We start from the raw sequence: 8,437 nt of genomic DNA on the forward strand, positions 1-8,437 counted from the left end.
ACAGCCCATATCCTATAAAATAAAAACGTTAGGTCTTGAGCTGTTTTATTCTACAAAAACGCTTAATGCGCCTCATCCCAGTTCTCGCCCGCACCCGTCTCAACCAATAATGGCACAGCAAAGTCCACATTCCAGCCTTTTTCAACGGCAGTGGTCGTTAAGACGTCTTGCATTGCATTGGTAATGAGTTGGCTAATCTCATCTACCTTGTCACTATCCACTTCAAACACCAGTTCATCATGGACTTGTAGCAGCATTTTGGCGTGCGCTTTTGGCAGTACTTTATCGACGGCAATCATAGCCAGCTTAATTAAATCAGCCGCTGAGCCTTGTAGTGGCGCGTTAATCGCAGCACGTTCAGCGCCTTGTTTGACCATGCGGTTGCTATGAGTGATATCAGGCGTGTAAAGCTTACGACCCAATATCGTCTCGACATAGCCTTGCTCATGAGCACTGGCGCGAGTATTGATCATATAGTTTTTGACACCCGGATAGCGATCAAAATACATATCGATATAATCTTGTGCCTCATTGCGGCTCATTTGTAGTTGCTTGGCAAGTCCAAAGGCGCTCATGCCGTATAGCAAACCAAAATTAATGGCTTTGGCATTACGGCGCTCGGTCGAGGTTACGTCGGCAACATCCTTGCCAAGTACTTCAGCAGCAGTCGCAGCGTGAATATCTAACCCTTCGTTAAAGGCATTCGTGAGGGTTTTGTCTCCTGAAAAGTGTGCCATGAGACGCAATTCAATTTGTGAATAATCCGCCGCCAAAATAACGCGACCTTCTGGTGCGATAAAGGCTTGGCGAATCAAGCGACCAGTCGCGGTACGAATCGGAATGTTTTGTAAATTGGGATCAGTCGAAGACAAACGCCCAGTACTGGTCAATGCTTGATGATAGCTGGTATGTACGCGGTCAGTCTCAGAATCTGCGACATTATCAAGCGCATCGGTATAAGTGCTTTTGAGCTTAGATAGACCGCGATATTCTAAGGTGATATCGACCAATGGGTGATCTATTTTTGATAATACCGCTTCACCAGTAGAGTATTGACCGGATTTGGTTTTTTTGCCGCCCGGAACGCCGAGTTTCTCAAATAACATTTCGCCGAGCTGCTTAGGTGAGCCTAAGTTAAATTCTTCACCAGAGATTTCATAAGCCTGTTTTTCAAGCGCGATAACTTCTTCGTCGAAGCGCTTTGATAGCTCATTTAAAAATGGACGTTTGATTAAGATACCGTTTGCTTCCATCTGGCAGAGTATCTCCGCCGTTGGAATCTCTAGCTCGTGTAGCAATTTGGCATTATTGGCATCGTTCGCCAGCTCAACGCTGAATACCTCAAATAGCTGATAAGTAATGTCAGCATCTTCACAAGCATAGTCGCTAGCGATATCGATGGCGACTTGGTCAAAGGTGACTTGCTTAGCGCCTTTACCAGCAACGTCTTCATAGCTGATGGTTTGCGTTTGTAGATAATGGCGTGCCAAATCATCCATGCCATGACGAGTGATAGCGGCATTAATCACGTAGCTGGCAAGCATGGTATCCATTGCCCAGTTATTGGGACGAGAATGAATGCTACCCAATAAATCGATATCATAATGGCTGAGAATATGCGCATCGTATTTTAAATGCTGACCGATTTTACCGATATTTGGGTTTTCTAAAATAGGTTTTAGACGTGTTAAAACGGTATCACGGTCGAGCTGTTTAGCCGTCAGCTCGTCACCCTCTAGCGCATGTGTCAGTGGTATGTAATAGGCTTCATGCGCTTGTACCGCAAAAGACAAACCGACGATTTGTGCTTGACGCCAATGGACGCTAGTGGTTTCGGTATCAATGACAAAGTGCGGCGCAGACTCTAATAATTCAATCAAACTGTCAAACGCATGCTCATCTAAAACGGTGTGCCACGCTCTATCATGCTGTTTGCCGTTTTGGACATTCTCAATACTGCTTGATTGTAGCGACTTAGCGATTTGTGCTTGTGATTCTGCATCTGCTTGGCTACTTGCAACACTTTGTGCGCCGTTCCCATTAGCATTGGCTGGATGGTTTGGGTGGTCAAGAGAAGCAAGCTCATTTCTAAACTCAAGCTCGCTATATAGCTCGCGCAATTCATCTATATGGGCACAAGGATTGGTATCGATTTTCAAATCATTCCAGTCTTGACCGATATCTAAGTCTGTGACGATAGTGGCCAGTTTGGCATTGAATGGAATTTCCTCTGCATGCTCAATCAAGCCTTTAGCGCCGCGTCCTTTAATAAAGCCAATATGCTTTAACATATTGTCGATATCACCGTACTCAACGAGTAAGTCTTTCGCCGTCTTTTTACCGATGCCGGGCACGCCTTTGATGCCATCAGAGGTGTCGCCCATCAAGGTTAAAAAATCAATCATTTGGTTTGGATTAATACCGAATTTTTCGATGACCGCTTGGGTGTCTGTTACTTTGCCCGTGAAGCTGTCTTCCAATATGACGCAGTCATTGACCAGTTGCATCATGTCTTTATCGCCGGTTGAGATAACCACATGATGACCTTGCTCGACCGCACGGTGCGCCAGTGTGCCTATAATGTCATCTGCTTCTGCACCTTCGATGCGTAATAAAGGGATACCTAGCGCGGTCACCAAACGATGGATATAAGGAATTTGCTCCACCAGCTCTATGTCGATGGGCGGACGCGCCGCCTTATAATCAGCAGACATATGATGGCGAAAAGTGGGTGACTTGGTATCAAAACAGACCGCCATGTGAGTAGGATGATATCGACGCATCAGTTTTAGTAGCGCATTGAGCGTGCCACGGATGGCATTCGTTATCAGCCCTTGCGAGTTTTGCATGGTTTTTGGCAAGGCGTGATACGTGCGAAACAGATAGTAAGAGCCATCAACCAAAATAAAAGGTGGCTGATTTTTGTCCACGTGACTGGTGTCCATAGTCGCTACGTTGGGCATGGTATCAAAATTTGGTAAGGCTTTAGGGTCAAGCGCTTGATGCGAGTTGTGGTTATTGTCTACGGAGGAGTCGGTCATATGGTCAGTCATAAAGGTCACTTATTATTAGGTATCAGATAGAGTCAATATCAGATAAAACGATGCTTCCATTATAACGATAAAATCAGACCTTGCCGAACTTCTCGATAGTTATGATATTTATACTGCTGACAGACGCTCATAAAAAAAGAACCCAGTATTCACTGAGTTCTCTTATAGATAAAGCCGACATTGTTATTGTTAAAAATCTATCTCACTTCTGAAGTCACTTCACTATCGATATTACCGTGAGTCGCTTTAGAATATGGGCAAACTTTATTGGCTTTTTCGACCAACTTTTGGAACTCATCCGCTGATAGCTCTGTGTTTTCAGCAGTAACATGAATTTTCACGGCTAATTGAAAATCTAAGCCTTCACCTTTCATTAAATCTACGGATACTTCAGTGGTAGAGTCAAACTTTGCTTTTTCTGCCCCTTTGACCGCAGCAAGTGCGCCATCAAAGCAAGCTGCATAGCCCATCGCAAATAACTGCTCTGGATTATTACCGTCCTTACTGGAACCCGGCGCGACCATATTAATCGTCAAATCACTGTCTTGCAGACTGGCATTACCTGTACGGCCGCCAGTAACTGTTGCTTTGGTGGAATATAGTGTTTTCATAACATATCCTTTGTTGTGAGTTTTTATGTTTAAGCAATAAATTTTGATAGGAGATTCAGCATAACAAACCAGTGCATGGGCAATATAGGTCAGTCGTAAGTATATACTGTGGATTTGTAAGTGAACTGTTAGTAGAATCTTTAGCTGCATTTAACTATCGCAAGAAAAGCTTAATCGCTATAAGTGACAGAAGTATTAATGTAATATAGGAATATAGCTGTAAAAAATAAAGTTATCAAAATAGATGATAAAAAATCTAACCAATAAAGGTCTTATTCGATGAATAAATCAATAGTGTTACCTATTGCACTTTCTTTGCTAACATTTACCCTTGCTGACCAGCTTTGACAATAGCTATGATAAGCAAGCGAAAGATAGCGCTATTGCACGCATCGATGAGACCTACCGTACTGGTGAGCGTGAAATCAAGATAAAAGATATCGTTAATAATTATAGTAATCAAGGTTTGAATACTTTGGACAGAACGGTATTATCAGACAATTTTGAAGGGCGACTGGATAATAAGAATATTGAAGTTGATAACCGCACTGTCAAACGTCCTGTCTATGAAAAAGACAGTAATAACAAGCTAGACTACGAAACCAATTATAAGACGCTTAACTTATCAGGCTTGCAGGCAAACAGTTATAGCGCTGGTACAAACATAAATAACAGTCGCGGTATTCTCACCGACTTAAATAATTATCCTAAGATTCCGGCTAATGCAGAGTTTCCGATAGGCTCTGTTTGTTATATTCCAGTAGTTGAGAGCGAACGCTCGTTTTTAGCTTTTAACGACAAAAACAAGACGGGATATACATCGCTCGATAAGTGGATTGATGCAGCTGAAAACCGTTTTAGCGATGATAGAGGCTACAGAACCTCTGAGTTTGGTGTAGGCATAGGCAATAAGCAAAAAGCGGCACAAGTGACGTTCTTTGAATACCGGAATCAGCCTGCTTATCAGTACAATGGTGTCGAATATAACGATAGCACGGATGATAAAAATGCTATTTATGAAGCAAATTATGTTGCCAAAGGTGTGATAAATCCGAATACCAACAGTATTCGCGGTGTGGTGGATTGTACGATAGTCAATGAAGTCGCAGGAGATTTCTTGGCCGCACAAATCAAACGTTACTATTAATCATAAAAACTTATCATGTTAAAAAACTGACCAACACTCTCTATTTGACTATCTAGGGAGTGTTTTTTTATGCGCTAATTCTGCACCTTGACGCTAAATCCGCTACAATACGCTCATTATTTATTCTATTTAGTTAGATTACTGTCTAAAAGACAGCCTTTTTGAAGTTAAGGTTGAAGCCAAAAATTATGAGCGTAGATCCAAAGAAATTAAACAAAGAAGTGGCTAAACGCCGTACTTTCGCCATTATCTCGCATCCCGATGCAGGTAAGACCACCATGACTGAAAAGTTACTGTTATGGGGTCAGGCAATTCAGGTAGTAGGCGAGGTCAAAGGCCGCAAAACTGATCGCCATGCGACATCAGATTGGATGAGTATGGAGCAAGAGCGTGGTATCTCGATCACCACTTCTGTCATGCAGTTTCCTTATCAAGACCATGTGGTCAACCTATTGGATACACCGGGTCACGCCGATTTTAGTGAAGATACCTATCGTACCTTGACCGCTGTCGATAGCGCGCTGATGATGGTCGATGGGGCTAAAGGGGTCGAAGAGCGAACCATCAAGCTGATGGAAGTCTGCCGCATGCGCGACACGCCAATCATCTCATTTGTCAACAAGCTGGATCGTCAAATTCGTGAGCCGCTTGAGTTGCTTAGCGAGATTGAGGCAGTGTTAAAAATTAAATGTATTCCAGTGACTTGGCCTATCGGTATGGGACAAGATTTCGTTGGTGTCTACCATCTGACCGAAAACAAAACCTACCTTTATGAAAAAGGTAATGGCGGCAAGATGACAGTCTCTGAGACTCGCGAAGGCTACGATTATCCGGACATTCGTGAGCGTTTGGGTCAATTGATGTTTGATGCTTTCGAAGAGTCACTTGAGTTGGTACAAATGGCGTTAGAAGAATTTAGCGTTGAGGCGTTCTTAGCGGGCGAGATGACGCCAGTATTGTTCGGTACAGCATTGGGCAACTTTGGCGTAAACATGGTACTTGATACCTTGATCAAATATGCACCGCCACCCAAGTCGCATCCGACCAATGAGCGTGAAGTAGCGGCAACAGAAACAGATTTTAGTGGTTTTGTCTTTAAAATTCAGGCCAATATGGACCCACGCCATCGTGATCGCATTGCCTTCTTACGCGTGTGTTCAGGCAAGTATGAAAAAGGCATGAAGCTAAAGCATGTACGTTTGGGTAAAGACGTACGTATTGCCGATGCACTGACCTTTTTGGCAGGGGACCGCGAAGCGTTAGAAGAAGCGTATCCGGGTGATATCATCGGTTTGCATAATCACGGCACCATCTCTATCGGTGACAGTTTTACGGAAGGCGAGGAGCTGAACTTTACGGGTATTCCGCATTTCGCGCCTGAATTGTTTCGCCGCGTCATTCTAAAAGATCCGCTCAAATCGAAAGCCTTGCAAAAAGGGCTACAGCAGCTAAGCGAAGAGGGCGCGACACAGGTCTTTATGCCGCAGATTAATAACGATTTAATCTTGGGTGCGGTTGGTGTACTACAGTTTGAAGTGGTCGCGCATCGTCTCAAAGAAGAGTACAAAGTACAGTGTATCTTTGAGCCGATATCGATTGCCACCGTACGCTGGATTCATTGTGATGATGAAGTGGCATTAGCGAAATTTAAACGCAAAGCTCATGACCAATTGTCGCTAGATGGCGGTGGTTATTTAACGTATCTTGCCCCATCACGGGTCAACTTGCAGCTGATGCAAGATCGCTATCCAGAAGTCACTTTTAGCAATACTCGTGAGCATTAAAATTCATCATTTCATGAGTTAGTTTATCTTTTAAGACACGCCAGCCGTGTCTTTTTTATTAGCTTAGATTTAGGCATTAAACGAGAGAGGGTAGGTAGCTATTCGTTAGCAGGAGACAGCAAAACCCTAAAAACACAAACAGTGTTCCTACAATACATCGTCATTGTTACGGTAGAATATCAAGTAACATCTTATGTTTATGAAAGAGGATATATGAACGCTGCGAATCAAATTGATATCAATAAGCCAACAATGAATCCGCATTTATCGATGACAGCAAGTCGTAGTCGTCTGCTGAGACTGCTTGCCGGCAGTTTACTGCTAGGTAGCATCGCGATGCCTGCAAATGCAGGTAATCTCATCAGTAGCACGGATTATCTAGAATATGAGCTGCCTAAAAAAGTGCAAGCACAGTGTGTTGAGCGCGATAATTGTCCAGAAATTGACATCAAATATCTGAAGACCAATCACGGTTGGATCAATGATATCGCCAATGCGCGTATTAATAATTTAGTCGCCAATAGTAAACCGACTGAATCTGCGCCTATCAAAACGAACGTCAATCAGACAATGGTGAAAGCCGCCATTGATGACTTTGCCAGCTCACAGTTTATAGATATGCCAGAGGGCGGTTCATGGGCTTATAGCCTAATGGTAACGCCTGAGTATTTGGGTCATGTCAGTGATTTTGAACTGTTTGAAATCAATACTTATGTCTTTACTGGTGGCGCTCATGGCATGCCTTATAGCGAATACTTGATATTTGACCTTGGCACCAAAAAACAAATCAAGCTTGAGGATATGCTTCAATCAGGCAAGGAATCACGTTTTAAAGCGCTTGCTTATGATGCTTATAAAACTTGGGTTAAAACGGTTGACGACGATGTCAGCAGTTATGAGAAAAACTGGCCATTTACCTTAAGTGACAATGCGACACTGACGGACAAAGGCATCGATATTCGTTATCAGCATTATGCTATCGGCCCATATGCTTATGGTATGCCTGTACTTAGTATTCCGTACAGTAAGCTCGACGGTGTCATAAAGCCGCACTTTATACCTAAATAGTTCGGATGGTCATTGCATAACTTATTACGGTTTATATTAAAAAAATCGTAAAATCTCTTAAAAAATTGGCAATGATTTATCTAAAACCATTTGAAATTTAATAAAAGAATAAGGAGTTACCGCATGACGAACAATACAGATAGTATGAAGGCGACAGTCGACACAGAGACTTGGCAACTTAATGCATTAACAGAAGCGCTTGGTGACCTAACGTTGACGGTCAATGACAGCCTGTCTGTTGGTCGTGGCAGCGACAATGACGTGGTACTTGGTAGCAAGCAAGTATCGCGTAATCATGCGGTGTTAAGCATCTTAGATGGTCGATTGTATGTCAAAGATTTAAACTCATCGAACGGCACATTTATCAACGAGCAGCGTATCGAAGGTAATACATCGAGCCTTTTACAGGTAGATGATACCATTGGCTTTGCCAGTTTCAGCTTTCAGGTGAACGCGCCACTTGCTGCTACAGATACTGATGTATTAGCGCCCGTAGCAGTAGAGGGTTCAGTGGCTGAGACTGAGACAGTGGCTGCTGAAACGACTGCCGAAATACAGGCTGTCGAAAACTCGACGGTGAGTGAACCTGTTGTGCATGAATCAGTAGTAAAAGAGCCGATTGTTAAGCAAACGGGCGTCGAAGCTATTCTGCCTGTGACAGCTGATGTGAAGACAGTACCTGTTGATAGCGCCTCGGATAGAGTAGCAGACTCAGTAGGGGTAACTGAGACCAGTGTTAATGAAACGGTTGAACCAGTCTTACAGGAGCCGATT

General features: G+C 43.3%; 6 protein-coding genes. 4 read left to right on the forward strand and 2 right to left on the reverse strand.

The genetic code is table 11. The features are described 5' to 3' along the window. Window positions 1-62: 62 nt before the first annotated feature. Window positions 63-3,053 carry a DNA polymerase I gene (gene polA, locus B2575_RS07790; RefSeq protein ID WP_414707428.1) on the reverse strand — a complete coding sequence of 997 codons (2,991 nt, stop codon included), beginning with the start codon at window positions 3,051-3,053 and terminating at the stop codon, window positions 63-65. A gap of 197 nt (window positions 3,054-3,250) precedes the next feature. After that, entirely contained in the window at window positions 3,251-3,664 is a 414-nt protein-coding gene (locus B2575_RS07795; RefSeq protein WP_060490459.1) for an organic hydroperoxide resistance protein, read from the reverse strand. A 331-nt stretch (window positions 3,665-3,995) separates the two neighbouring features. Between B2575_RS07795 and B2575_RS07800 the strand changes: the two genes are divergently transcribed. The 4 genes from B2575_RS07800 to B2575_RS07815 form a co-directional block, all read left to right on the forward strand. Then, the gene (locus tag B2575_RS07800; RefSeq protein ID WP_296241009.1) at window positions 3,996-4,811 is read left to right on the forward strand and encodes a hypothetical protein; all 816 of its coding nucleotides are present in this window, start codon (window positions 3,996-3,998) and stop codon (window positions 4,809-4,811) included. A gap of 188 nt (window positions 4,812-4,999) precedes the next feature. Then, window positions 5,000-6,595: a peptide chain release factor 3 gene (locus B2575_RS07805; protein WP_296241011.1), complete on the forward strand. Its 1,596-nt coding sequence runs from the start codon at window positions 5,000-5,002 to the stop codon at window positions 6,593-6,595. A 213-nt stretch (window positions 6,596-6,808) separates the two neighbouring features. Continuing rightward, window positions 6,809-7,663: an RsiV family protein gene (locus tag B2575_RS07810; RefSeq protein WP_296241014.1), complete on the forward strand. Its 855-nt coding sequence runs from the start codon at window positions 6,809-6,811 to the stop codon at window positions 7,661-7,663. Between the two features lie 123 nt (window positions 7,664-7,786). Continuing rightward, window positions 7,787-8,437: FHA domain-containing protein (locus B2575_RS07815; RefSeq protein WP_296241015.1), on the forward strand; the 651-nt coding region annotated here is incomplete at its 3' end.

The sequence above is a fragment of the Psychrobacter sp. UBA6739 genome, assembly GCF_002453835.1.
Lineage (GTDB): Bacteria > Pseudomonadota > Gammaproteobacteria > Pseudomonadales > Moraxellaceae > Psychrobacter > Psychrobacter immobilis_A.

What these genes read in the sequence shown, in the direction of transcription:
- polA (WP_414707428.1), bottom strand. Translation starts at nt 3,053, where the DNA reads ATGACTGACCATATGACCGACTCCTCCGTAGACAATAACCACAACTCG.
- B2575_RS07795 (WP_060490459.1), bottom strand. Translation starts at nt 3,664, where the DNA reads ATGAAAACACTATATTCCACCAAAGCAACAGTTACTGGCGGCCGTACA.
- B2575_RS07805 (WP_296241011.1), top strand. Translation starts at nt 5,000, where the DNA reads ATGAGCGTAGATCCAAAGAAATTAAACAAAGAAGTGGCTAAACGCCGT.
- B2575_RS07810 (WP_296241014.1), top strand. Translation starts at nt 6,809, where the DNA reads ATGAACGCTGCGAATCAAATTGATATCAATAAGCCAACAATGAATCCG.